Here is a 25,357-nt window from a genome sequence, read left to right as displayed (position 1 = left end):
ATCCATGCGATAACGGCTAACTGACCTGCATCGGTAAAAACGCCACGTCCTGTGGCATTACCGAAATGACCGACATCGTGTCGGCCCTCGTGCAGAACTGAGCACAAAGCCGATTCCGGACACAATTATGCCGAGGCATAATTGATGTGTGCTTTTTCTACTGAATTTTCTATTTCTGTTTGTCGTGAAAGTTGATTTCTAGTATGATAATGGAGTGATAGGGGGGAAACCCGTGAATAACGGTTCAAAAAAACAAGAAATGTTTTCAAAAATGCAAGAAAAAAAATCCGAGGTAAAAATTGTGAGAAAAATCGTTGCTATTGTTGCAATTGCTTTGGTCCTAATAATAGGGATAGTCGGTTTAATTGGCTATAATTATGTGAAGAGTGCATTAAAGCCAGTAGATCCAGATGCGACTAAAACAATAGCAGTTGAAGTACCAATTGGTTCAGGTCTAAGCTCTATTTCGACTCTACTAGAGGAAAAAGGGTTAATTAAAGATGCTCGTGTTTTTAAATACTATGCCAAATTTAAAAATGAATCCCAGTTCCAAGCAGGATCATATGATTTAACACAGTCAATGACTTTAGATGAACTAATCAAAAGTTTAAAAACCGGAAAGGTCTATCGTACGCCAGTCTTTACAATGACCATTCCTGAAGGCTTAACACTTGAACAAATCGGTAATATTATGGAAAAGAAAACACCGTATACTCAAAAGGAATTTATGGACTTAGTAACAAGCGATACATTTGTTCAACAAATGAAGGCTAAATATCCTGAGCTTGTGACGGATGCGGTTTTAGCCGATAATGTTCGTTATGATTTAGAGGGCTATTTATTCCCTGCAACGTATTCTTATTTTGAAGAAAAACCAACATTGGAATCGATTGTAGACGAAATGGTAGGGGCGATGGATAAGGTTGTGAAAAATTACAGCGATGTTCTTACTGAAAAGCAAATGTCAGTACATCAATTATTAACATTTGCTTCATTATTGGAAGAAGAAGCTACTGCTCAAACAGATCGAGAAACAATTGCGAGCGTATTCTATAACCGTATCAATCAAGGGATGCCGCTACAAACAGATCCAACTGTTTTATATGCACTAGGATCTCATAAAGATCGTGTACTTTATAAAGATTTAGAAGTAGATAATGCCTATAATACCTACAAAAATAAAGGCTTACCACCAGGTCCTATTGCGGGTGCTGGAAAAACTTCAATTGAAGCAGTGCTTAATCCAAGTAAAACAGAATATCTCTTCTTCTTAGCGGATAAACAGGGTGTCAATCACTTCTCGAAAACATATGAAGAACATTTGCAGAAAGAACAAGAATATTTGCGTAAGGCAGAGTAATTTCTGTTAACTTTTTTCAGCAATGTTTTTATAGTACCGAAAGCAAAGCGACAGGTATAGAAGAGTTACTTTTCAGCAGGTGTCCATACATCTGCTGAAAACACAATTATGCCGTGGCATAATTGATATTATTAAAAAATAAATAGCAATAATGTGGATAGAAGGAAAGAAAAATAGCTTTCCTTCTATTTTCGTGCTATTATAAATTGTGATTTTTAATCTATCCGCATGGAAAAAATTCAATCAGTCCGTTAATGCGGAATAATATACGTGGTGGCAATTGTTTAAAGCTTATAAAAACAATTGCTCATTTTTGTATGACGAAGTACCAAGACATCACGTTTGGTCTTTTTCTTTTTGTTGCTAAATGATGAAGTACAGACAATGAGGGTTGCTCGTTGCCTATTAACTTCTTTCTGCAGGTGTACAAACATCCATTGAAAGAAGTTAAAGCCTCTGGCGGATGTCATGGAAATCGGAAAAAACCATCGCATTCATGCGATAACGGCTAACTGACCTGCATCGGTAAAAACGCCACGTCCTGTGGCATTACCGAAATGACCGACATCGTGTCGACCTCAGGCCTAAGCACAAAGCCGATTCCAGACGCAATTATGCCGAGGCATAATTGATATGAGGGTGAACTTAAAAATGGAATTATCAGATGCATATATTCAATCATTTATTCAACCACGTAATGAATTGCTTTTAGAAATGGAAGCATTTGCGGAGGAGAATCATGTACCGATTATGCAGCTTGCTGGTATTGATGCACTAAATCAACTGTTACGTATTCAAAATCCGTCGAAAATTTTAGAGATTGGTACAGCAATTGGTTATTCTGCAATAAGAATGGCAGACGCTTTACCAAATGTGCATATCGTTACAATTGAGCGTGATACAGAGCGTGTTGCTAGAGCAAAGGCATATATTGAACGTTCTACAGTTTCAGATCGTATTACGGTCATTGAAGGTGACGCCTTAGAGGTGAACGATGAAGCAATTCATACGACCTTCGATGCAGTTTTTATCGATGCTGCAAAGGGACAATATCAACGCTTTTTTGAAAAGTATGCGCCTCTTGTAAAATCTGGCGGTGTTCTATATATCGATAATATGTATATGCATGGCTTATCAGATTTGGATTTAAAAGATGTACCGCGTCGCAAGCGTACAATGATTCGCAATTTAAAAAACTTCACCGATTGGATTATGCACCACCCTGATTATACTAGTGCATTTTTACCGGTCGGTGATGGTTTATTACTATGTTTGAAGAGGTGACTATTATGAAAAAACCTGAATTGCTTGTTACACCGCAATCAGTGGACCATGTAAAAGCACTTTTACAGGCTGGAGCAGATGCTTTTGTCATTGGTGAACAACAATTTGGCCTTCGTCTAGCAGGGGAATTTTCTGTTAGTGAAGTGGAAGAAGCTACAAAGTTGATTCATGCAGCAGGTAAAAAGGTTTATGTTGCAGTAAATGCGCTATTCCATAATGAAAAATTGGATGCGCTTGCCGAATATTTAAAAGAAATGCAACGTATTGGTGTTGACCGTTTAATTTATGGTGATCCAGCAGTATTAATCATCCGTCGTGATCAGGGTGTTACAATACCGCTACACTGGAATCCAGAAACGACTGCAACGAACTGGTTTACGGCAAATTATTGGGGAAAACGCGGAGCAACTCGCGCAGTACTTTCACGTGAACTTTCTTTAGATGAAGTGCTAGAAATTAAAGAAAATGTAGAAGTAGAGATTGAGGTTCAAGTACATGGAATGACATGTATGTTCCAATCAAAACGTCCATTACTAGGCCATTATTTCTTATATCAAGATAAAGTAATGGAAATCGAAAATCGTAAGGAAAATCGCAATATGTTCATTCATGATGATGAACGTAATAATAAATATCCAATTTATGAGGATGCTAACGGTACGCATATTTTCAGTCCAAATGATATGTGCATTATTGATGAGCTTGGCGAAATATTCGAAGGTGGCATGGATGCATTAAAAATTGAAGGTGTTCTTCAAACACCAGAATATGTAGTCACAGTAACAGAAGCTTATCGTCAAGCAATTGACACATATTTTGACGAATCAGAAGATGCGTATGAAGATATTAAAGATGATTTATTAGCTAAAATTGAAGAAATTCAGCCTGCGATCAGACCTCTTGATACTGGCTTTATCTTCAAGGAAACAGTTTACTAGGAGGTGGCAAGAACATGGCATTAGTATTAGAACAAAATGACAAAATTCGTGAGATTGTAGACGGAAAACGTGTCATTACAAAAAAACCAGAGCTACTTGCCCCTGCAGGTAGTTTAGAAAAATTAAAAGTAGCAGTTCATTATGGAGCGGATGCAGTATTTATCGGTGGACAAGAGTTCGGTTTACGTTCAAACGCAGATAACTTCTCAATTGAAGAAATGCGCGAAGGTGTTGAATTCGCCAATAAATATGGTGCGAAAATCTATGTTACTACAAATATTTTCGCCCATAATGAAAATATGGACGGCTTAGAGCAGTATTTAAAAGATATTGAATCTGCAGGTGTTACAGGCATTATTGTAGCGGATCCACTTATCATTGAAACATGCCGTACAGCTGCACCAAAGCTTGAAATTCATCTTTCTACACAGCAATCTTTATCAAACTGGAAGGCAGTCCAGTATTGGAAAGAAGAAGGCTTACATCGTGTAGTATTAGCACGTGAAGTAGGCGGCGAAGAGATGAAGCTGATGAAGGAAAAAGTCGATATTGAAATTGAGGCATTCGTTCATGGAGCGATGTGTATCGCCTATTCTGGTCGCTGCGTCCTTTCAAATCATATGACTGCCCGTGACTCTAACCGTGGTGGTTGCTGTCAATCTTGTCGCTGGGACTATGATTTATATGAGCTAGAGGATGGCGAAGAAAAGGCACTTTTCGATGATAATCACGCACCTTTTGCGATGAGTCCGAAAGACTTAAAGCTGATTGAAGCAATTCCACATATGATTGAGCTTGGTATTGATTCATTAAAAGTAGAAGGTCGCATGAAATCAATTCACTATGTTGCTACAGTTGTTTCAGTGTACCGCAAAGTGATTGACGCTTATTGTGCGGACCCTGACAATTTTAAAATTAAACGTGAATGGCTTGAGGAATTAGACAAATGTGCTAACCGTGATACTGCAGAAGCATTCTTCCACGATGCCCCTGGTCACGAAGAGCAAATGTTTGGTGTTCATGGCCGTAAAACAACTTATGAGTTTGCTGGTTTAATTTTAGAGCATGACCCAGGAACGAAAATGGTAACAATGCAACAACGTAACTATTTTAAACCTGGCGATGAGGTAGAGTTCTTTGGACCAGAAATCGAAAATTTCCGTATTACAATGGGTGAAATTTGGGATGAAGATGGCAATAGCTTAGATGCTGCTCGTCATCCACTACAAATTGTTAAATTTAAATGCGACACACCATTAAAACCACATAACATGATGCGAAAGGGGCATAATTAATGGCAGCGAAGCGTCCAGTCGTCATAGGAATCGCTGGAGGCTCATGCTCGGGAAAAACGAGTGTGACCCGTGCTATTTATGATGTTTTCCGCGATCATTCAGTAGTTGTAATTGAACAAGACTTTTATTATAAAGATCAAAGTCATTTAACGTTTGAGGAGCGTTTAGGTACAAACTATGACCATCCGTTAGCGTTTGATAATGATTTGTTAATTGAGCATTTAAAAAAATTATTGGTCCGTCAGCCAATCGAAAAGCCTGTGTATGATTATGTGCAGCATACAAGAGCAAAAGAAGTTATTCAGGTAGAGCCTGTAGATGTTATTATACTAGAAGGTATTTTAGTGTTAGAAGATGCAGATTTACGTGATTTAATGGACATTAAATTATTTGTAGATACGGACTCAGATTTACGTATTATTCGTCGTATAATGCGTGATATAAAAGAGCGTGGACGTACAACAGATTCTGTAATCGAGCAATATTTATCGGCAGTGCGTCCAATGCACAATTTATTTATTGAGCCGACGAAACGTTATGCTGATATTATTATTCCTGAAGGCGGGGATAATGAGGTTGCAATTGATTTATTGGTAACTAAGATTAAAACTATCCTTGAAACCGACAACGTATTGTAATAAGATAGAGTGGTATTGACAATATTTACATGCATATCTGTACATATTTCAGAAAGGCATGCATACTATTAGGTCAAAGAGTAATTTGAAACCGTTTAAAAATAATAAAATTCGATTAAGTGAATCCTACTAGGCACTTAATCGAGTTTTATGTTTTTATATTGACGAAAACAAGGAGTGAAGAACTTTGGCAAACGAAAAACAGTACCCAATGACAGCTGAAGGTAAAAGAAAATTAGAAGAAGAATTAGTGAAATTAGAAACAGAAACACGTAAGGAAATCGTAGAACGTATTAAAATCGCTCGTGATTTCGGAGATCTTTCTGAAAATGCTGAGTATGATTCTGCAAAAGAAGAGCAAGCCTTTCTGGAAGGTCGAATTTCTACATTAAAATCAATGATTCGTAACGCAGTTATTATTTCTGAGGACGAATCAGACAACAGTGTAGTATCATTAGGGAAAACGGTTACATTTGTAGAAATTATTAATGGAAAACCAACAACAGATCAGGAATCGTACACAATTGTTGGTTCGGCTGAGGCAGATCCAATGGAATTCCGTATTTCAAATGAATCACCAATTGCTAAAGGCTTGCTAGGTCGTGCTGAAGGCGAAGAGGTTGTCGTACAAACACCTGGTGGTGAAATGAAAGTTAAAATTATTTCAATAAAATAATTTTTTGTACAAGCAGTTAGCTTATCTTTGTAAAAGAGAGCTAGCTGCTTTTATCTTCATTTAGCAGAATGTAAGTTGTAGCGACAGCAATGCCAAGGTGAAACTGTTCTTGATTCTATCATCTATGTGAGTTTTTTATATCAAGAGCCAAAATCCAATAAATACCTTGAGAGGTCTTTGGTTTTGTCTATGATATAATAGGAGCACAATTATTTTGCAAGTGCTGTTGAACTTGATAAAATATTTGCTAGAGAGGGGGAGACTTCATGAGTGAACGACAAACTCGAAGCAGTCGTCATTTGCAGCCATCTCAAAATAAAAAGCTAGATAAACTATTGAATGTTTTAATTGGTATTGTCGTGATACTGATTATTATAGTAGCCACATTTGTGTTTAAATGGCAGGATGATGCAGGGAAAACTGAGAAAGACGAGCCCATACAGGAGCAGAAGAACGATAAAGAAGACGTGAAGGAAGAGCCTTCTAAAGAGAAAAATAATGATGGAACAGCTCAAAAGGAAACAGAGGAAGAGCCTACAGATGAAACTCAAGCATCTGAACAGGATGCTACTATTGAAACCACGTCAGACAACCCAATTGTTGATAAGGTCGTAACAAATAAAAGTTGGAAGCCTACACCTACAACACAAACAGGTCAGCATGTATCTTCTTACGATGATAAATCTGTAGACTGGGCTGAAAAGGTGGCCGCAGTTACAACCGCTACAGGTATCGAAAAGAACAACATGATTATCTGGCGTTTACAAAATAATGGTGGCGCTAATTCGGCTATTGCAACAGTTTCAACGAATGATAAGACACAAATGTACCGTGTCAGCATGGAATGGGTCGACAACGAAGGCTGGTTACCAGTGAAACTTGAGCAACTAAATACATTAAATGGCGCCTATTGACGAAAGTAACTCGTTTTATTATTTTAACTTATATCAGCCGATGTACAAACATCCGCTGATATAGAGGAACTCAGTCTAAGAACACCACGTCCTGTGGCAATTTATCTGTGCGACAGCGGCAATTATGCCGAGGCATAATTGATTTGAAGTGAATAAAGAAGGGAAGTAACGTGTACATGAAAATTGCAGTAATCGGCGCAATGGAAGAGGAAGTAGAGCTTTTACGAGCATCTTTAGAGCAGGCAAAAAGCACAACAATTGCAGGTAGTGAATATACAACAGGAACTTACAAAGGGAACGAGGTAGTTTTATTAAAAAGTGGTATTGGTAAAGTAAATGCTGCAATGTCAACTACTATTCTATTACATGAATTCAAGCCTGATGTAGTCATTAATACGGGCTCTGCCGGAGGCTATGATGAAAAGCTTGAAGTAGGCGCAATCGTTATTTCAGACGAAGTCCGTCATCATGATGTAGATGTAACAATTTTCGGTTATGAAATGGGTCAAATGGCAGGTATGCCAACAGCTTATAAATCAGATGAAAAGCTTATGAAAGTGGCTGAAGAGGCAGTAGAGGCTGTTGGAGAGCACCAATATGGTATTGGCTTAATTTGCTCAGGTGATGCTTTTATGAATGATCCTGTTCGTGTAGAAGCTGTTCGTCGTCACTTCCCGCAAATGAAGGCAGTAGAGATGGAAGCAGCAGCTGTTGCACAAGTATGCTATCAATTTGGTACTCCGTTTGTTGTTATTCGTGCTTTATCAGATATTGCTGGAAAAGAATCGAATATTAGCTTCGATGAGTTTTTACCAGTCGCTGCAAAGCATTCAACACAAATAGTACTTAAAGCTATCGAATCGTTATAAAGTCTATAATCAGCAGGGCTTTATTTATCCCACTGATTATTAGTTATTACCAATCCGCGGGATAAACTACACAAAAAAGTCAAAATGAGTGCCTTTTAGTGTGAGAAAAATCACAGTTTAAAAGTCGTACGAATGCTAAACTGTTGTTAATTAAATCTCTTCATATTCAGATGGGAGGCATGCATAATGCTATTTTTAACAGCAGGTGTAGTCATTTTAACGATGTTACTCGGTACACTTATTTCAGTAGAACTTTCAGAATCTGTTGAAATTCATTAAGAGAAAAGCTCTCTTGCGACATTTAATGACGCAAGGGGGCTTTCTTTATAGTTTAGCTTCTTTCAGCACATGTTTTCGTAGCGAAAGTGAAACGGTAGTTACAAATGTTTTCCTAGCGAAAGTGAAACGTCAACTACAAGTGTTCTCGTAGCTAAAGCAAAGCATCCTTTTCAGCAGGCGGGTGTCCATACACCCGCTGAAATAGAGGAACTCTGGCTAAGACTTCACATCCTGTGAAAACGCCTGAGTGACCAACATCGGTGCTGCTGTCGCTTCGCTTTCGCGCAAAAAACATCTGTGCTGCTGTCGCTTCGCTTTCGCTACGTTAGCACTGCGCTTTCGCACAGAAAAACAATGTTGCCCCGATGCTCCTAGGAATAGACCTAGTCGGATCGGAAATCAACTCACGATATAGTGATGAGCCAAAGTATTACCTTTGTAACAAAAAATACAAGATTAATTGCAGAATAATGTAATGGGTTTGTTGAAATTTTATAATTATCAATTTACAATATATTACTCAATAATCTTTTGATCTCGTTTATATAACTGATAGAGTTTTATAAGTGCTCGCTTTTCAATGCGAGATACATAACTACGAGAAATATTTAAACGTGCAGCGATTTCCTTTTGTGTGAGTGCATCCTGCTGGTTAAGACCATAGCGAAGTGTAACGATTTCGAGCTCACGTTCGTCGAGCATATACAAATAATGATATAGTTGTGCAACATGCTCTTTATGTTCAAGTTTTTCTGTTGCACTCTCTTCATCGCATTGTAAGAGATCTCGGATTTGTAGGGCATTACCATCTTTATCTGTACCGATTGGCTCAAATAAGGAAACATCTTTTTGCACTTTTTTCTGTGTACGTAAATGCATTAAAATTTCATTTTCGATACAGCGGGCGGCATAAGTAGCAAGCCGGGTTTTTTTGTCAGGCGTATAACTTTCTACAGCTTTCATCAGACCAATAGTACCGATGGAAATATAATCATCAAGTTGCTCATGCTTTGGGTGGAATTTTTTTACAACGTGTGCGACAAGTCTCATATTGCGTTCGATTAGGTCAAGTCGCGCTTGCTCATCACCGCCTAAAAATCGTTCAATACAAGCAGCTTCCTCTTCTTTTGAAAAGGGTTTATGGAAAGTTTGCCCCTTTAAATAGCCAAGTAATGCTGGGATCTCAAGCCATAACTGCAACATAGATGTAAAAATTCCGCTCATTGAATGATTTCATCCTTTCCCCATTTTTCGACAGTATATGTTATAAAACTGTGTTAAATGAAAAAAAAGTGCAACAGCAAATGCGCTGTTACACTTTTTTTAACGTGATTGTACTAATCATTAGTAATGCTAGTATTGGGAAAAGGAAAAGATAAAATACTGGGTGGAACGTATTAGATGCGAAATACGTTAAAGTTAAGACCGTACCTGCCGCTGTAATTGGTAACCCTGTAAAATAGCCGTTTGCTTCTGTAATATTGAAGCGAGCTAATCGCATCGCACCGCAGATGATATACAATACTGTCATTGTCATGCCGACAAAACCAAAGTCGACTAAGACAACTTTATACATTAATAATGCAGGCGCCACACCAAATGATATAATATCACTCATAGAATCTAATTGTTTACCTAAATCAGACACTTGTCCAAGTGCTCTAGCTACCTTCCCGTCATAGCGATCAAGAAGGGCTGCGATAAAGATAAACAAGACACTGTAGCTATAGTATTCATGTAGTGTAGCCATTATGGCTGCGCCGCCGAAAGACATATTACTGATTGTGATAAAATTTGCTGCTTGCGATTTCATTTTCTTAACCGTGGTATCCACCAACTTGTGATAAAAAAACAAGGGGGATCACTCCTTTGCACTTAAGATATTGTACCATTATACTTCGAATGCGAAAAAATTGACAGTCTAAATTAATCGATAGGGGTTTTGTTTTATGAAAGAAAAAATATATCAACGTTTGATTGAATTAACAAATGGTAAGCAATCCTCCCAGCTTCTGCAATCTATTGCAAAAGCAAAGTGGAGTAAACGTATTATTCCTAGTTACATGAAGGTATACGACATTAAGCTTGAAGAGGTTTCAAAACAACAACAACAATTTTCAAGTTTACATGATTTTTTTACAAGAGAGCTTTTAGAAGATGCACGGACAATTGAACAAAATCCCACTACCTTTGCAAGTCCAGTGGATGCGAAGGTGGAATCATTTGGACGTATCGAATGGGATATGACGTTTCTTGTAAAGGGTAAGCCTTATGCATTACAAGATCTACTTGGCAATACAGAGCGTGCTTCACAATATGCAGATGGACATTATATCGTGTTTTACTTGAGTCCTGCAGATTATCACCGAATTCATAGCCCGATTGATGGGCAAGTGCTAAGGCAATATACACTTGGTCAAAAATCCTATCCCGTTAATCAGGCCGGTCTTACATACGGTAAAAAACCAATTTCACACAATTACCGTTCAGTAACGGAGCTGAAAGTCACTAATAATCAGCAGGTAGCGTTTATTAAAGTGGGTGCTACCTTTGTAAATTCTATCGTACTTACTAATACAACAACGCAGTGGCGTAAGGGTGAAGAAGTCGGATATTTTTCATTCGGCTCAACAGTAGTTATGCTGTTTGAAAAGGATGCAATAGAATTTACGGAAAATGTTGTACAAGGAAGCCCAATTCAAGTGGGTGAAGCCTTCGCAAATATGCTATAATAGTCGAATAATACGTTTAGATTAGGGGTCGCTATTTTGTATAATTTTTTATTACCAGATGAATTTGTCACGAGTATTTATGAAATTACACCGGAAAAGCTTCAAGACTTAGGTATTAAAGGGATAATTACGGATTTAGATAATACGCTTGTGGAATGGGACCGTGCTGATGCAACGGAAGAGCTTATTATTTGGCTTCGCATTATGAAAGAATCTGGCATTCGTGTTATTATTGCGTCGAATAACAAAGAAGCACGTGTTAAACAGTTTGCTGAGCCATTAGGTATTCCTTATATTCATAAGGCGAGAAAGCCACTTCGTAATGCCTTTTATAGTGCCATTATTCAATTGGGGTTACGACCTCAGGAAGTAGTAATGGTAGGAGACCAATTACTAACAGATGTAATGGGCGCAAATCGTCTAGGCTTGCATACGGTACTAGTAAAACCGGTTGCACAATCCGATGGGCTCGTAACAAAATTCAATCGATTTATTGAACGCCGTGTGTTCAATAATTTAAAACGAAAAGGAATCAGTACTTGGGAGGAAAAAGAATGAACGAAATGCCAAATTGTATTGGCTGTGGTACAACAATTCAAACAGAAGATAAAACAGCAGTTGGGTATGCACCCCCATCATCATTAGAAAAAGACGTGGTCATTTGCCAACGTTGCTTCCGTTTGAAAAATTATAATGAAATTCAACCAGTGTCATTAACAGATGACGACTTTTTACGTATATTAAATGGTCTTGGAACTCAGCAAGGCTTAATCGTAAAAATTGTTGATATATTTGACTTCAATGGGAGCTGGCTACCAGGACTTCACCGCTTCGTTGGTAAAAATCCTGTGTTATTAATCGCCAATAAAGCCGATCTATTACCGAAATCTGTGAAACCGAAAAAAGTGATTAATTGGCTAAAACGTGAAGCAAAGGCTCTAGGTCTACAACCTGTCGATGTACTTTTAGTGAGTGCTCATAAAGGGAAAGGGATGGCTGAAGCGATGGAAGCCATTGATGAGTATCGTAATGGACAAAATGTTTATGTTGTAGGCTGTACAAATGTTGGGAAATCCACGTTCATTAATCGCATTATCAAGCAGGCTACTGGTGAGGGTGAAGTTATTACGACTTCTCATTTCCCAGGTACCACTTTAGATATGATTGAAATTCCACTAGATGATGGTAGTGCATTATATGATACACCAGGAATTATTAATCATCATCAGATGGCACACCATATTGACGCTAGCGAATTAAAATATATTATGCCTAAAAAAGAAATAAAGCCAAAAGTGTATCAACAAAATGCAGGACAAACATTATTTATCGGTGCCCTTGCCCGTTTTGACTTTATTCAAGGAGATCGTTCGGCATTTACGGTTCACGTGGCAAATGACTTACCAATCCACCGTACAAAGCTTGAGAAGGCAGATACATTGTATGCAGAGCATAAGGGTGAATTACTGGCACCACCAACTGCCGAATTTATAGAACAGCTACCGCCATTAGTGCGTCATGAGTTCTCAATCAAAGAAGCGAAAACAGATGTTGTGTTCTCGGGTCTTGGATGGATTACTGTGCAGCATGCTGATGTAGTTGTAGCAGCTTATGCGCCAAAAGGTGTACAAGTTTCAATTCGCCCATCACTAATTTAGGATGTACAAGTAGAGAAGAGGGACTAGGAAATGAAGAAATGGTTTGCAGTTATTGGTGATCCGATTGAGCATTCAAAATCCCCAGTAATGCATAATTCTTGGTTCGAGGACCTGTCGATAGATGCGGCGTATATTCCAGTGCATGTATCTTCTGAAAATTTGGAGTCAGCGGTTGCTGGCCTAAAAACATTAGGTGCAAGTGGTTGGAACATTACAATTCCACATAAAACAGCAATCATTCCTTATTTAGATGAGCTAGATGAGTTGGCAGAAAAAATGGGAGCTGTCAATACGGTTGTCCGAACAAAAGAAGGAAAATTCAAGGGATACAATACTGACGGTGTTGGTTTTGTGCGCTCGCTAGAGGAAGCGGTTGGTAAGTCACATAAAGACAAACCAGTTCTTCTGATTGGTGCAGGCGGTGCAGCCCGTGGTATTGCTTTTGCTATGCAGCAGCAAGGATATACGAATTTAACCATTGCCAATCGCACAGTGGCAAATGCAAAGGCAATTGTCGATGAAATGGGTATAGGTAATGCTATTTCTTTAGCAGAGGCTGAAGAATCACTAGCTGATTTCGGTATTTTAGTGCAAATGACATCGGCTGGTCTTGCTACGGGCAATTTTTCAATGCCATTTTCACTAGAACGACTTGTAGAAGGCGCAATTGTGGCCGATATTGTGTATAATCCATTAATGACGCCTTTTTTAAAAGCGGCTGAGGAAAAAGGAGCAACCGTCGTTACGGGTCTTGGAATGTTTGTTCATCAAGGGGCTATTGCTTTTGAGCATTGGCTTGGTGAATACCCGAATACAAATTCAATGATTGCCCAACTAAAGGTGCAATTAGGAGGATATTAATTTTTATGTTAACAGGTAAACAAAAACGTTTTTTACGTGCAGAAGCACATCATTTAACACCAATTTTCCAAGTAGGAAAAGGCGGCGTTAATGACGAAATGACAAAGCAAATTCGTGAAGCATTAGAAGTAAGAGAGCTGATTAAGGTACGTATTTTAGATAACTGTGAAGAGGACAAGCATGAAGTGGCAGAAGGACTTGCTAAAGGTGCTCATGCAGAGCTTGTACAATTAATTGGACTAACAGTTGTTTTATATAAAGAATCACGCAATCAAAAAAAGATTGCATTACCAAAAGCATCGAAATAAGGTGAGACGATGAAAAAGGTCGGTTTACTGGGAGGTACATTTAATCCACCACATAATGGACATTTAATGATGGCTAATGAAGTACTTCATGCTTTAGATCTAGATGAAGTTCGCTTTATGCCCAATGCGTTACCACCACATAAGTTTGCACGTCATGCTGCTAGTGATGTGGAGCGCCTTGAAATGGTAAGGCGTGCAATAAGTCCATATCCGTATTTTTCTGTGGAGTCGTATGAGGTGGATAAGGGTGGCGTATCCTATTCATATAAGACACTTTCTGCGATGTGTATAAGAGAGCCTAATGTAAAATTTTACTTTATCATTGGTGGCGACATGATTGATTCGCTTCATACATGGTACTGTATTGATGAATTAGTGAAGCTTGTGCAATTTGTAGGAGTAAAGCGTCCAGGAACAGAGGCCACAACAGAGTATCCTATAATAATGGTGGAAGCTCCCCAAATCGATTTATCGTCCACACTGCTTCGTGAACGCCTTGCCACTGGAGGAACGGTTACTTTTTTACTGCCAGAAGCGGTAGAGACGTTCGTACGAGAGGAAGGTCTTTATGGAACGCGAACAGTACTTAGCGGCGATTAAGCCACGTATGCCTGAGAAGCGCTATATTCATACCATCGGTGTAATGGAAACGGCCATTGAGCTAGCAAAATTTTATGGTGAGGATGAAAAAAAGGCTGAGATAGCAGCTATCCTTCATGATATTGCGAAATATGCAGATATTGAATGGATGGAGCAAATCGTCCAAGATGAAAAATTAGATGCTCGCCTTCTTGGCTGGGGTAGTGAATTACTACATGGTCCAGTAGGTGCTTATATTGCAGAAAGCGAATTTGGCATTACCGATGAGGATATGTTAAATGCTATTCGTTTTCATACAACAGGACGCGTGGGTATGAGCCGTTTAGAAAAAATTATTTTTGTTGCAGATATGATTGAACCCAATCGTAAATTTGATGGTGTTGATCGTCTGCGAAAAAAAGCAAAGAAAAATTTGGATAAAGTGATGAGCGCTTGTGTACGCCATACATTGGCATTTTTAATCGACACAAAACAACCCATTTATCCATTATCAATAGAATGTTACAACGATATGATGAAAAGAGAGGACAGTGAAGGATGACTTCAACTTTATTACAATCAGCTTACAAAGCAATTGACGACAAACATGGTGAGGATATTGTCGTTTTAAATATGGAAGGTATTTCACTTTTAGCAGATTACTTTATTATTACTCATGGTAATTCTGATCGCCAAGTGCAAGCAATCGCACGTGAATTACAAGAGGTAGCAGTAAAAGAGGGCTATGAAATTCGTCGTGTAGAAGGCTTCGATGGAGCACGCTGGGTTCTTGTGGATCTTGGAGATGTTGTAGCACATGTATTCCATAAAGATGAACGTGCTTATTATAATTTAGAACGTCTATGGGGCGATGCACCGCAGCTAGACATGCCAGAGGCTTAAGTGTGAGTAGCTACGAACGATTTGCGCACGTGTATGACGAACTGCAAACGGATATCCCTTATGAACGTTATGTGGGATGGGTTTTGCAGCATGCACCGAGCAGTCAATGCCCGAATCTTTTAGATATCGGCTGTGGTACAGGTGTGCTTGGCCTACTGTTTGCGAAAGCAGGTTACAAGGTGAGTGGGATTGACTTATCTGAAGATATGCTCTCAATTGCCGCAGAGCGCTTTGCTGATGCAGGATTACATGTACCTCTTTATTGTATGTCGATGGATGAATTAGAGGGCTTTGAGGCGCTTGACGTTGTAACAATTGCTATTGATTCGCTGAATTATGTAGTGGAAGAAAAAGCAGTTTATTCAACATTAGAACGTATTTATGGCGCTTTACGAGATGGCGGCCAGCTGTTTTTTGACGTGCATTCGTTATTTAAAATGAATGATATATTTTTAGACGGACCGTTTACGTATGACGATGGAGATATTAGCTATGTATGGCATACGGAACCTGGCGATTTTGAACATTCCGTTGTCCATCAAATGACGTTTTATGTGCGTGATGCTGAGAGTAATCTATATGAACGCTTCGACGAGGAGCATAACCAGCGCACATTCTCAATTGAGCAATATGTGGCGTGGCTTCAGGAAATTGGCTTTAAACATGTAGAAGTAACAGCCGATTTTACAGATGAAGGTCCTGAATATGAAAGTGAACGCATTTTTATCCGTGTGGTGAAATAGAAGAACAGCTTGCTGGTAAATTGACCAGCGAGCTGTTTTTTATTTTGTGAACAAGTTCTCTTTGCTAAGAAAACAGAATTGTACAGTATTGATTTTGAAGTGGTGAATAAAGCGGAAAAGAATGTTTAATAATGCAAATTATTTTCAGACAATTCGCATGTGTTATTTACAAAAAGGGGATATTGTAAACATATAAAATTGTATTTTTGTAAAAAAGTTATAGTATGGAGGTGAGAGGTGATGAAAATGAGTTTAGCAGTAATCCAAAAAACACAAGAATCAATTGACTTAGCATTCCAAACCAAAGACGCAGATCTATTAGAAAAAGAAACACAATTCCTTCTATACTCTCTTGGGGATTCTATCCCTGATACATTTTCAGAATCAGTTCGTTATATTCAATTAAGAGAAACAAAATTAAAGCCAGCTGAAAAAATCATGTCGGACACAATCAAACTATTTTTTGATCAAGTATTAGAACTATTGGATGAAAAAAATCTCAAAAAAAATGAGTTAAGTGCTGTTAAGTTGGCATTCGAAAAATTGTTTTTAGAAACGACAGATTGCGGATATATAGATTATGATTATGATATAGCCGAATTAGTCTCTACTGAGCTAGCAGCAGAATATTTAGGGGTTTCAAAGCCAACTATTTATAAGTATCTAAATAATGGTCTAGAGTATAAAATAATTAACAACGTTAAAAAAATTCCTAGAGTTGCACTTAAATTATGGTCAGATCCAGTTACATCGTTTGAAATGCAATGGATACATCAAGAGAAAAAACGTAGAACCCAAACACTGGAAGAAAAGCTAGAGGTTATCCAAGGTAGAATAACTGAATATGAAATTGAATATGGCGGAGAGTTTGAACATCTGTATGGAAATAAAAGTGATAGCCTAATTGACGGATTAGATGAAGCTGTAGACGTTTTTGATTGGAAGGGGTATATAGTGCAGAAAAATGCTTTATTAAAGCAATTACAGGCTAAGAAAGGTACTAGTGCCTAAATTAACTGATTATGCACCATTATTAACTCGCTTTAATTCAATCCTACGTCAACCTACAGATTTATTAATTGAAGATGATCCTATTAATCCAGACAATACAGTAATTAAAATTATATTCTACTTTAATAGCGGTTTTTATGGCGAAACACAATTTAGGGTCCGTGAATGGTTTGATAAAAACGACAATAAAATACAATACCGCTATTCATGGGAAAAAAATAGAAAGAAACCTGGCCATATCAGTGCTTGGGAAAATGAGCATCATTTTGTTCCGCACCACATGCTATCAGAAGGGCTCAAAAGTGACCCACACCATACCAGGGGATAGGGCACAGTTGCAGGATAATTGGACAATAAGAGATTTAGAGAGCGCGTTAACCGTTGTGGAAGAGTTTATTCGTGAAAATAAACCATACGATAGTAAGATGTTGTAATCAGCGTTCTAAAAAATATAGCAAATGCTAAGAAGAAGCGGTTTGTATCTATGCATACAACCGCTTCTTTTGCTATATAAAATAAGTAATTGTATAGTGAAAATGAACATGAAATGAGTATAAATTCATGTGAAATGGTATTCATCTATGAAAAGGGGGGCGGAATCAAAGAAGGGACAAGAGAATAGGCTAAAGCCTTTGGTAGAGAAGATAACCGATAAAGAGAGTGTATTTAAAGATTTCCTTATGAGTTGTTAGATATGAAAGAACAAGCTAAATTGTGTGATTTTCTGTTCAATATTTCGCAAGAAAGGCAGATTGTTTGCTAACATACGCAAAAATGATGTGGGTAGAGATTATTCATTTTCGATTCAGAATAACTTGCAGGAACTAAATAAACGAAATAATTGTAAGAGTAATTTTTCTTTTATTTTTACTACCCAATTAAAGGAGCTGAAATTATGTGGCACTTAACATTGCAAGAGAAAAGAGCGTATGAAAATGCGATGAAACTATTTATTTACGAATCTGATGAGGAGTGGACACAATACATCGCCTATGCAAAGGAAAATGATATTGATCCATATAAGGAAAAGAAGCAGGAATTAGATGAATTACGCGAAATGAACTATTTACCACTGCGATTTCATACATATGTTTTAGATGGTACGTTGAATACACCAGATGTTCCTAAACATGTACGGGTAGACTTTTTAGGATGGAGAAATGAACAGGAGCAGCTATTTGAAAATATTCTCGAAGCAGCATATGAGGAAAAGCAGAAAACGTTGGCTTATATGGAATCGAAGGAGAGAGAGGTCTTTGAGCAAAGTCTTCATGATGCAACAATAGTTAGTATTCACCGTAATGCTACTCAAGTGGAATTAACATTTGATATGGCAGGAGGCTTTACTGCAAAATCAATCATTTCTCTAACGTTCACCAATATTATAAGTGAGGTAGGTCAAGTAGAACCGGAGCAGTTTTATATTTATGACGAGCTCAGAAAAACAGCGAATGGAATGGCACTACGTGTTATTTTTGATTGTCCAGAGGTAGAATGGACGATTGAAGCAGAGGATTTAGACGCTGAATTTTATTATCGTCCAAAAACATATAGTGATTTTGCTGAAAACGGTAATTTTTCTAACTACGTTCAAACATTGCAGCTAGAGCATGGCTTAACCTTTATTACACCTCAATTAAAACAGCGAGTAATCGGGATTCAGCAACACGCACCGTTTTTAATTTTAGAAAATAGCTATCTATATGAAAATGATCAAGGCGTTTTTGTGGATACAATACGTGTGGCAGATAAGTTAGATGATTGTATTCATTTTATACATACAGATACATATGAAGACCCGTATGCACATTTCAGTGAGCCAGTACCAATACAGGACTTGGAGGCAGCGGCATTTGGTACAGATATAGAGTTAAAGGTTCGCGCATGGAATACGATGTATGCCAATCCAGTCCAGCTCGCGGAGAAGATTAATGATATTTTAATGCAGATGAATCCAGCTCAAGAGGATATGATGCAAAATGTGTTTATTCGTCATTTTAACAATGAGGAGATCTTAACGACTGAGCTCCAAGCGAAATTTAAGGATCTATTAGAAGACTAAAGCTTTTAGAAAGTATTGCATAAAGATGGTCCTTACCCATTGCTAATTATAGCAATGAAGAACTCAAATAAAAGCTCATCACCATAACGTGTGGTTGATTTCCGTTCCGACTGGGCGCTTTCCTGGGGGCGTCCGATGAGCCGCTTCGCTACGCTGCAGGGTCTCGGGCCAACAGGATGTTGGTCACGAAGGCGTTATCACAGGATGTGATGCTTTTAGCCTTCGTTCCTCTATCGCTGATCCCCGAGGAGTCGCCCAGTCTCCACTCCAATCAACTTGGTCCCTTTGATGATTCATCCGTCACTTTTATTTTTACCCTCAATGTGAAAAGAACCACAATACATTTTGGTGCAAAGTGGCTTTTTTATCAAAGTAAAACATAATGTTACATAAGTTTGTCAGCAAATAATTAGCAATGGGTAGGGAGGCCATTTTTTTAGCCTTAGTACTTTCTATAAATAATTTCAGGCGTGTTGATTAGGAAAATATAGGTTTATTATTGACTGATAAAAGGATTTTTTGTTGCTATTTTGCTAATGTATGTCCATTTTTACTGATTGTAGCGTAGGGCTACTCGACTCCCGCCCGCAGGAAAGCGAGTAGCCCGTAGCGGAAATCGGAGCCTTCTAATTAATTAGAGTGAATAAAAAAGGAATCAACACGCTTGAACATTTTATTATAAATAATTTATCTTTCCAACACATGAATGATATTGTAAGATGAAATAGACTCCATATGATTACCTTTTGCAAAGGAAAGGATGTTATTTGATGATCCAATCTTTTTGGCAAAAGTATAAAAAAAGTATGTTGATCCCCGGCATACTTGTTATCAGTGGATTTTGTTACTTCTTTTTTTCGAGTTCTGACTCTTCACCTCCCCAAGAAGAGCTCATCGAAACAATCCAACCTATTGAACAACATGAAATAAAAGAATCTGTTGATGAAGCGGTCATACAGCAGGTATTTGTTGATATAAAGGGTGCTGTTATGTATCCAGGTGTCTATGAGCTACAACCCGACAAACGCATTATAGATGCCGTACAGCTTGCAGGTGGCTATACGCAGGATGCTGATACGCAACTCATTAATCATGCTCAAAAAGTTGAGGATGAGATGGTTATTTACATTCCTCAAAAGGGTGAGAAGCAAGACGAAATTACCTCATCTATTTTAACGATGCCTACTAGCGGAACATCACAAGGTGACAACGGTATGAAAGATCAAAAGGTCAATTTAAATAAAGCAGATGAAGCAATGCTTACGACATTATCAGGTATTGGTCCATCAAAGGCTCAAAGCATTATTTCGTACCGTGAGGAGAATGGAGGCTTTAAAACAATTGAGGATTTAAAAAAAGTGAGTGGTATCGGCGATAAAACATTCGAGAGGCTGAAGGATTTTATTACAGTTAAGTAATGGTAGCAGGCGTGTTGATTAGGAAAAAATAGGTTTATTATTGAGCGATAAAAAGGTTTTTTTGTTGCTATTTTGCTAATATATTCCCATTTTTAACTGATTGTAGCGTAGGGCTACTCGACTCCCGCAGGAAAGCGAGTAGCCCGTAGCGGAAATCAGTGCCTTCTAATTAATTAGAGTGGATAAATGGTTAATAAACACACCTGTAATGGCAGTAAGTTTTGAGATATTGACGACTCTTTTAAAAAAGGGCTACACTATAGTAGAAAAGGGCTGTTGCAATAAAGGCGCAGCGTAAATAATCAATATAAGTAAATTTTCGGAGGTAGTCATATGGAGCGAATTACTTGGGATCAATTTTTCATGGCGCAAAGCCATTTACTCGCATTACGTAGTACATGTACAAGGCTTGCAGTAGGAACAACTGTCGTTAGAGATAAGCGAATTATTGCAGGTGGCTATAATGGCTCAATTACAGGTGATGAACATTGTATTGAAAATGGTTGCTATGTTGTTGATAACCATTGTGTGCGCACAGTGCATGCTGAAATGAATGCACTACTACAATGTGCTAAATATGGGACGCCTACAAAAGGTGCAGACTTATATGTTACACATTTCCCATGTCTACCATGTACGAAATCTATTATTCAAGCAGGTATTGAACGTGTGTATTACGCGACGGATTATAAAAATAATCCTTATGCACAAGAGTTATTTGAAAAAGCAGGTGTAGAGGTGGTACACGTTCCGTTTGATGAACGTAAAATCGACTTCTTAAGCGACGAAAAATTAGCCTTGTATATAGACATGCTAAACGAGCTTCGTGAGAGTGGTATGCCTGCAGAAAAACTGCTCCCGTATGAACAGAAGGTGAGTGCATTATTTGGCAAAAAGCTTTAAAGCATAAATGGATTTACGTAGCACTAGCTGTACTTGTTGCTTCAATAGCGGCATACAAGTCAGCTTGGCTACTCGCCGTTCTTCTGCTTTTCGTGTTAGGGCTTAAATGGAAAGGTGAAACACGTTTAATTTCAGCTCTTGTGATCGTCTTTGGATTTCTTTCCTATTTCTTCATCGTTACATTTCAACTGACGGACTCTTCCCCTCTACCGTCAACATTCCCAATAACTTGGTCGAGCGAATATAAAATAAATGGTCAAAAGCTCAGAGGCTTTGTAAAAACTGAAACAGATGAGAAGCTGTATGTCGTATATACTTTTTCGTCAGAAGAAGAGAAAAGCTTTTATGAAACTACTTCATTGACAGGTAGGACCTATCTAGTTCAAGGAGAACTTATAGCACCCCTTCCACCCGCACATGCGTATGCGTTTTCGATGGAAAAATATTTAATCAGTAAAGGTGCTAGGGGAATATTTGAAGTTTCAAACTGGACCTTTATAGAAGAGAAAACATCCATTCGTTCGTTTCTTGCTAAACAGAGACACTTTATGAAAAAACATATTGAAACAACATTCCCTGAGTCACTAGTTGCAGAGGCACAAGCACTTCTAATAGGATTACAGGATCAAGTCGACCATGAGCTTCAAAGAGCCTATCAAAAGCTTGGCATCACACATATATTTGCTATCTCTGGTTTACATGTGGCACTTGTCTCATGGTTGTTTTTTGAAGGTCTTCTACGTATAGGTGTACGAAAGGAAATGGCGACCTTAGTGTTACTCATCATCTTACCTATATATGGGGTGATAGCTGGTGGTGCGCCTTCCGTATGGCGCGCAGTATCTGTCGTAGAATTAATCATGTTGATGCGTTACGCTAGATGGCACATATCCATGGATGATGCTCTAGCCATTAGCTTTATTTGCTTTGTCCTACTTGAACCTGGTGTCATTTATCAGGTTGGCTTTCAATTGTCATATTTAGCAACGGTTAGTCTCGTCTATTCAGCTGTCATTTTTAGACTATTCGCGAACTGGTTAATTCGCTCATTTTTCATTACATTTGTGTGCCAACTTCTTGTTTATCCATTATTGCTCCATCATTTTTATGAAATTTCTATTTCTTCATTTTTAGCCAATATTATTTTCGTACCACTGTTTTCCTTTGTTATACTACCTTTTAATATGATCATGTTTGTTCTAACAATACTATCAATGCCAGCAGCAAAAGCTATATTTGATGTGTACGAGCCGCTCCGTGTTTGGCTTACAAAGTTTATTTTATATCTTCAGGAATTGCCGTTTCAGCTGTGGTCGCCAGGGAAGCCCGCTATATGGCTTCTTTGCGTGGCGTTGATAAGTGTATTAGCAGGCTTCTATTTTATCGAGATAAAACAGTATGGTAAATTTGCAGTTGTGATCTTCATTCCTGCATTATGTATTCATTTTTTGCCGATGCTGTTTAGCGAAACTAAACTTACATTTTTAAATGTTGGTCAAGGTGATTGTACAGTTATTGAATTACCGTTTAGAAGGGCTGTGTATGTTATTGATTCAGGTGGCTTACTACGCTTTAAGCAGGACGTATGGAAGACGTCAGACAGCCCATATGAGGTCGGGAGACAAGTTGTTGTCCCGTTTTTGAAAGGCAAAGGGATACGAGACATTGATATTTTTATCGCCACTCATGCGGATGCTGATCACGTAGAGGGCGCTGAAGAGATATTGCAAGAGATTAACATGCATGAAATTCACCTCACTCCTGGTTCAATGGACAAGCCTGTAATGCGGGATTTACTGATGGAAGCCAAAAAGAAAAAAGTTCCTGTAAAAGAAAAAATGCAGGGAACAGCTTGGCGTATAGGAAAAACTACTTTTCATTATTTATGGCCCCGTGACACTCTTTATGAGGGCAATGATGATTCAATCGTTTTATATATGCAACAGGGGTCATTTCGAGCATTGTTAACGGGTGACTTAGAGGAACATGGCGAACAGGAGCTTATTCATCTTTACAACAAACAATTAGCGGATATGACATTGTTGAAGGCTGGACACCATGGCAGTAAAACATCAAGTATTGAGCCATTTATAGAGCTGTTACGGCCTGAACTAACCATTTTCAGCGCTGGGCTCAATAATCGTTACCGTCATCCACATGAAGAGATTGTGGAGCGTTTTACAAGTCGAAATTTATCTACGTTAACAACTGGAATAGATGGGACGATTGAAGTAAGAATTTTAGAGAATAGTTGGTTTGTGCAAAAGGAAAAAGACCTTGTCCAATGAGCCGGTCTTTTTCCTCGTAAATTACATTCAATTATCTAGATGCTACTTCTACTACTATTGCGATGATAAACATAAGTGAAAACATTCCGAATGATACACCGAAACCAACTCCTGAATCAGTTGCATCGTTACGGCTACATTGTATGTTTTTTCCTTCAAATGGATTCATTGTTATCCCTCCAATTCTGTTATTTATTATAAGACATCATTTTCATAAAAGCTATATCGAAAAGGAGAATTTGCCATATGGCAAAGAATCGACACAATTCGGTCAAAGTCACAAAGGAATTCAAATCATGTATACTAGTAGTATTGCTATATGGAGGGAAAATTATGATTTCAACGGTTTGGAATAATATTAAAAAAGGAGAGCTCTCACCAGTTTATTTACTCGTTGGTGAAGAAAGCTATTTTATAGATGAAACAGTTAGACGGTTAAAAGAAGCAATAGGACCCGAAGAAGAGATAGAAATGTCTACATTTGATTTGGAAGAAATGCCAGTGGATGTCGTTATGGATGAAGCAGATACAATTCCTTTTTTCTCTGAGCGAAAGCTGATCATTGCCAAAAACGCATCCTTTTTAAAGGCAACCGAAAAAGGAAAAGAAAAAATTGACCATGATATAAAACGCTTAGAAGCATGGCTTGCTAACCCTTCTGATTTTTCAGTAACAGTTTTTATCGCACCATATGAAAAATTGGATGAACGTAAAAAAGTGACAAAGATGATGAAGGAGCATGCGTTATTAGTCCAAGCTGAAACACCAAAGGAGCAGGACTTAGCCGTGTGGATACAAAGTAGAGTCAAAGCCGAGGGCAATAGCATCACACAAAATGCACTTGAGCAGCTTGTCGCAATGGTTGGACCGAATATGCTACAGTTGCAAATGGAAATTGAGAAGCTGACACTTTATGTAGGAAATGGCGGTGAAATAACTACTACGTTAGTCGAGGATTTAGTAGCAAAAACGTTAGAGCAGGATGCCTTTAAAATGTTAAATGCTTATTTTGCGAACGATTCTGTAGGGGCATTGTCTATTTATCACGATTTACTACGTCAAAAGCAAGAGCCTATCATGCTTGTTGGATTGCTTGCATCAAATGTACGTACGATGTCCAATGTATTTTATTTATTAAAAAAGGGCTATCATCCACAGCAAATCGCAAAAAATTTAAAAATACATCCTTATCGTGTCAAGCTGATGGTTGAGCAGCGTAATCGTCCATCAGAGGAAAGCTTATTGAAGGCTTTATATCAGTTAGCAGAGGTCGATTTACAACTGAAATCAACAGGAGGCAATCGTGAGCGTTATTTAGAACTCTTTTTACTGCGCCGACTCTAAATGTAACGATTGTTTAGAATGAAATATATCTATTGATGAGCTGTCCGAAGCAATATGGGCAGCTCTTAATTTTCGTTCAGTAAGTATCAGGCGTGTTGATTGGGAAAATATAGGTTTATAATTGGCTAATAAAAGGATTTTTTTTGTTGATAATGTATGCCCATTTTAACTGATTGTAGCGTAGGGCTACTCGACTCCAGCGGGAAAGCGAGACAGACGAGACCCTGAGGCCAACATGATGTTGGTCACGAAGGCATTGTCACAGGACGTGACGCATTTAGCCTTCGTTCCTTT

Annotated in this window: 27 protein-coding genes; 24 read left to right on the top strand and 3 right to left on the bottom strand. The window is 38.2% G+C overall.

Annotated elements, in window-relative coordinates; genetic code table 11:
- Window positions 1-232: 232 nt before the first annotated feature.
- The 8 genes from mltG (at window position 233) to mtnN (ending at window position 7,974) form a co-directional block, all read left to right on the top strand.
- On the top strand, window positions 233-1,360 hold the full coding sequence (gene mltG / locus ACQKN2_RS22945) for an endolytic transglycosylase MltG (RefSeq protein WP_427416985.1): 1,128 nt from the start codon (window positions 233-235) through the stop codon (window positions 1,358-1,360).
- Between the two features lie 651 nt (window positions 1,361-2,011).
- On the top strand, window positions 2,012-2,644 hold the full coding sequence (locus ACQKN2_RS22940) for an O-methyltransferase (protein ID WP_323647455.1): 633 nt from the start codon (window positions 2,012-2,014) through the stop codon (window positions 2,642-2,644).
- Between the two features lie 5 nt (window positions 2,645-2,649).
- Window positions 2,650-3,582 carry a peptidase U32 family protein gene (locus ACQKN2_RS22935; RefSeq protein WP_427416984.1) on the top strand — a complete coding sequence of 311 codons (933 nt, stop codon included), beginning with the start codon at window positions 2,650-2,652 and terminating at the stop codon, window positions 3,580-3,582.
- A gap of 14 nt (window positions 3,583-3,596) precedes the next feature.
- Complete coding sequence (locus ACQKN2_RS22930) at window positions 3,597-4,877, top strand: peptidase U32 family protein (protein ID WP_427416983.1); 1,281 nt, start codon at window positions 3,597-3,599, stop codon at window positions 4,875-4,877.
- Window positions 4,877-5,515 (top strand): uridine kinase, encoded by a 639-nt coding sequence (gene udk, locus ACQKN2_RS22925; protein ID WP_323647451.1) that lies wholly within the window; start codon window positions 4,877-4,879, stop codon window positions 5,513-5,515. Before ACQKN2_RS22930 ends, udk begins: the two co-directional genes overlap by 1 nt.
- Before the next feature lie 187 nt (window positions 5,516-5,702).
- Entirely contained in the window at window positions 5,703-6,191 is a 489-nt protein-coding gene (gene greA, locus ACQKN2_RS22920) for a transcription elongation factor GreA (protein WP_427416982.1), read from the top strand.
- Between the two features lie 266 nt (window positions 6,192-6,457).
- Window positions 6,458-7,105, top strand: a complete 648-nt coding sequence (locus ACQKN2_RS22915) for a YrrS family protein (protein WP_427416981.1) — start codon at window positions 6,458-6,460, stop codon at window positions 7,103-7,105.
- A 176-nt stretch (window positions 7,106-7,281) separates the two neighbouring features.
- On the top strand, window positions 7,282-7,974 hold the full coding sequence (gene mtnN / locus ACQKN2_RS22910; RefSeq protein WP_427416987.1) for a 5'-methylthioadenosine/S-adenosylhomocysteine nucleosidase: 693 nt from the start codon (window positions 7,282-7,284) through the stop codon (window positions 7,972-7,974).
- Between the two features lie 795 nt (window positions 7,975-8,769).
- On the opposite strand, the gene sigK is transcribed toward mtnN, so the two are convergent.
- Window positions 8,770-9,477 carry an RNA polymerase sporulation sigma factor SigK gene (gene sigK / locus ACQKN2_RS22905; RefSeq protein ID WP_323647445.1) on the bottom strand — a complete coding sequence of 236 codons (708 nt, stop codon included), beginning with the start codon at window positions 9,475-9,477 and terminating at the stop codon, window positions 8,770-8,772.
- Between the two features lie 88 nt (window positions 9,478-9,565).
- A complete protein-coding gene (gene pssA, locus ACQKN2_RS22900; protein WP_323647695.1) occupies window positions 9,566-10,066 on the bottom strand; it encodes a CDP-diacylglycerol--serine O-phosphatidyltransferase in 501 nt (166 codons plus the stop codon).
- A 136-nt stretch (window positions 10,067-10,202) separates the two neighbouring features.
- Between pssA and ACQKN2_RS22895 the strand changes: the two genes are divergently transcribed.
- The 15 genes from ACQKN2_RS22895 (at window position 10,203) to ACQKN2_RS22825 (ending at window position 23,719) form a co-directional block, all read left to right on the top strand.
- A complete protein-coding gene (locus ACQKN2_RS22895; RefSeq protein WP_427416980.1) occupies window positions 10,203-10,985 on the top strand; it encodes a phosphatidylserine decarboxylase in 783 nt (260 codons plus the stop codon).
- A 36-nt stretch (window positions 10,986-11,021) separates the two neighbouring features.
- Window positions 11,022-11,543, top strand: a complete 522-nt coding sequence (locus ACQKN2_RS22890) for a YqeG family HAD IIIA-type phosphatase (RefSeq protein ID WP_323647442.1) — start codon at window positions 11,022-11,024, stop codon at window positions 11,541-11,543.
- Complete coding sequence (gene yqeH, locus ACQKN2_RS22885; RefSeq protein ID WP_068983688.1) at window positions 11,540-12,643, top strand: ribosome biogenesis GTPase YqeH; 1,104 nt, start codon at window positions 11,540-11,542, stop codon at window positions 12,641-12,643. Before ACQKN2_RS22890 ends, yqeH begins: the two co-directional genes overlap by 4 nt.
- 30 nt (window positions 12,644-12,673) lie before the next feature.
- Window positions 12,674-13,504, top strand: a complete 831-nt coding sequence (aroE, locus tag ACQKN2_RS22880; protein ID WP_427416979.1) for a shikimate dehydrogenase — start codon at window positions 12,674-12,676, stop codon at window positions 13,502-13,504.
- A gap of 5 nt (window positions 13,505-13,509) precedes the next feature.
- Window positions 13,510-13,812 carry a ribosome assembly RNA-binding protein YhbY gene (yhbY, locus tag ACQKN2_RS22875; protein WP_427416978.1) on the top strand — a complete coding sequence of 101 codons (303 nt, stop codon included), beginning with the start codon at window positions 13,510-13,512 and terminating at the stop codon, window positions 13,810-13,812.
- Between the two features lie 9 nt (window positions 13,813-13,821).
- Window positions 13,822-14,412, top strand: coding sequence for a nicotinate-nucleotide adenylyltransferase (locus ACQKN2_RS22870; protein WP_427416977.1), 591 nt, complete (start codon window positions 13,822-13,824; stop codon window positions 14,410-14,412).
- Complete coding sequence (gene yqeK, locus ACQKN2_RS22865; protein WP_427416976.1) at window positions 14,381-14,953, top strand: bis(5'-nucleosyl)-tetraphosphatase (symmetrical) YqeK; 573 nt, start codon at window positions 14,381-14,383, stop codon at window positions 14,951-14,953. Before ACQKN2_RS22870 ends, yqeK begins: the two co-directional genes overlap by 32 nt.
- Window positions 14,950-15,294: a ribosome silencing factor gene (rsfS, locus tag ACQKN2_RS22860; RefSeq protein WP_197144980.1), complete on the top strand. Its 345-nt coding sequence runs from the start codon at window positions 14,950-14,952 to the stop codon at window positions 15,292-15,294. The genes yqeK and rsfS overlap by 4 nt, the downstream gene beginning before the upstream one ends.
- A gap of 2 nt (window positions 15,295-15,296) precedes the next feature.
- The gene (locus ACQKN2_RS22855) at window positions 15,297-16,037 is read left to right on the top strand and encodes a class I SAM-dependent DNA methyltransferase (RefSeq protein WP_427416975.1); all 741 of its coding nucleotides are present in this window, start codon (window positions 15,297-15,299) and stop codon (window positions 16,035-16,037) included.
- 240 nt (window positions 16,038-16,277) lie between these two features.
- On the top strand, window positions 16,278-17,048 hold the full coding sequence (locus ACQKN2_RS22850) for a helix-turn-helix domain-containing protein (RefSeq protein ID WP_427416974.1): 771 nt from the start codon (window positions 16,278-16,280) through the stop codon (window positions 17,046-17,048).
- On the top strand, window positions 17,041-17,376 hold the full coding sequence (locus ACQKN2_RS22845) for a hypothetical protein (protein WP_427416973.1): 336 nt from the start codon (window positions 17,041-17,043) through the stop codon (window positions 17,374-17,376). Before ACQKN2_RS22850 ends, ACQKN2_RS22845 begins: the two co-directional genes overlap by 8 nt.
- A gap of 567 nt (window positions 17,377-17,943) precedes the next feature.
- A complete protein-coding gene (locus ACQKN2_RS22840; RefSeq protein ID WP_427416972.1) occupies window positions 17,944-19,110 on the top strand; it encodes a DUF4085 family protein in 1,167 nt (388 codons plus the stop codon).
- A 770-nt stretch (window positions 19,111-19,880) separates the two neighbouring features.
- Window positions 19,881-20,528 carry a helix-hairpin-helix domain-containing protein gene (locus ACQKN2_RS22835; protein WP_427416971.1) on the top strand — a complete coding sequence of 216 codons (648 nt, stop codon included), beginning with the start codon at window positions 19,881-19,883 and terminating at the stop codon, window positions 20,526-20,528.
- A gap of 333 nt (window positions 20,529-20,861) precedes the next feature.
- On the top strand, window positions 20,862-21,431 hold the full coding sequence (locus ACQKN2_RS22830) for a ComE operon protein 2 (RefSeq protein ID WP_323647426.1): 570 nt from the start codon (window positions 20,862-20,864) through the stop codon (window positions 21,429-21,431).
- Window positions 21,432-21,865: 434 nt separating this feature from the next.
- A complete protein-coding gene (locus tag ACQKN2_RS22825) occupies window positions 21,866-23,719 on the top strand; it encodes a DNA internalization-related competence protein ComEC/Rec2 (protein ID WP_427416970.1) in 1,854 nt (617 codons plus the stop codon).
- Between the two features lie 31 nt (window positions 23,720-23,750).
- Here the strand turns inward: ACQKN2_RS22825 and ACQKN2_RS22820 are convergent, their stop codons facing one another.
- Window positions 23,751-23,888 (bottom strand): YqzM family protein, encoded by a 138-nt coding sequence (locus tag ACQKN2_RS22820; protein WP_323647422.1) that lies wholly within the window; start codon window positions 23,886-23,888, stop codon window positions 23,751-23,753.
- 164 nt (window positions 23,889-24,052) lie between these two features.
- Between ACQKN2_RS22820 and holA the strand changes: the two genes are divergently transcribed.
- Window positions 24,053-25,063, top strand: coding sequence for a DNA polymerase III subunit delta (gene holA / locus ACQKN2_RS22815; protein WP_427416986.1), 1,011 nt, complete (start codon window positions 24,053-24,055; stop codon window positions 25,061-25,063).
- The last annotated feature ends 294 nt before the right edge of the window (window positions 25,064-25,357 follow it).

It is taken from the genome of Lysinibacillus sp. NPDC093688, assembly GCF_050280145.1.
GTDB classification, from domain to species: domain Bacteria; phylum Bacillota; class Bacilli; order Bacillales_A; family Planococcaceae; genus Lysinibacillus; species Lysinibacillus xylanilyticus_B.
This window is presented reverse-complemented; position numbering and strand designations above follow the sequence as displayed.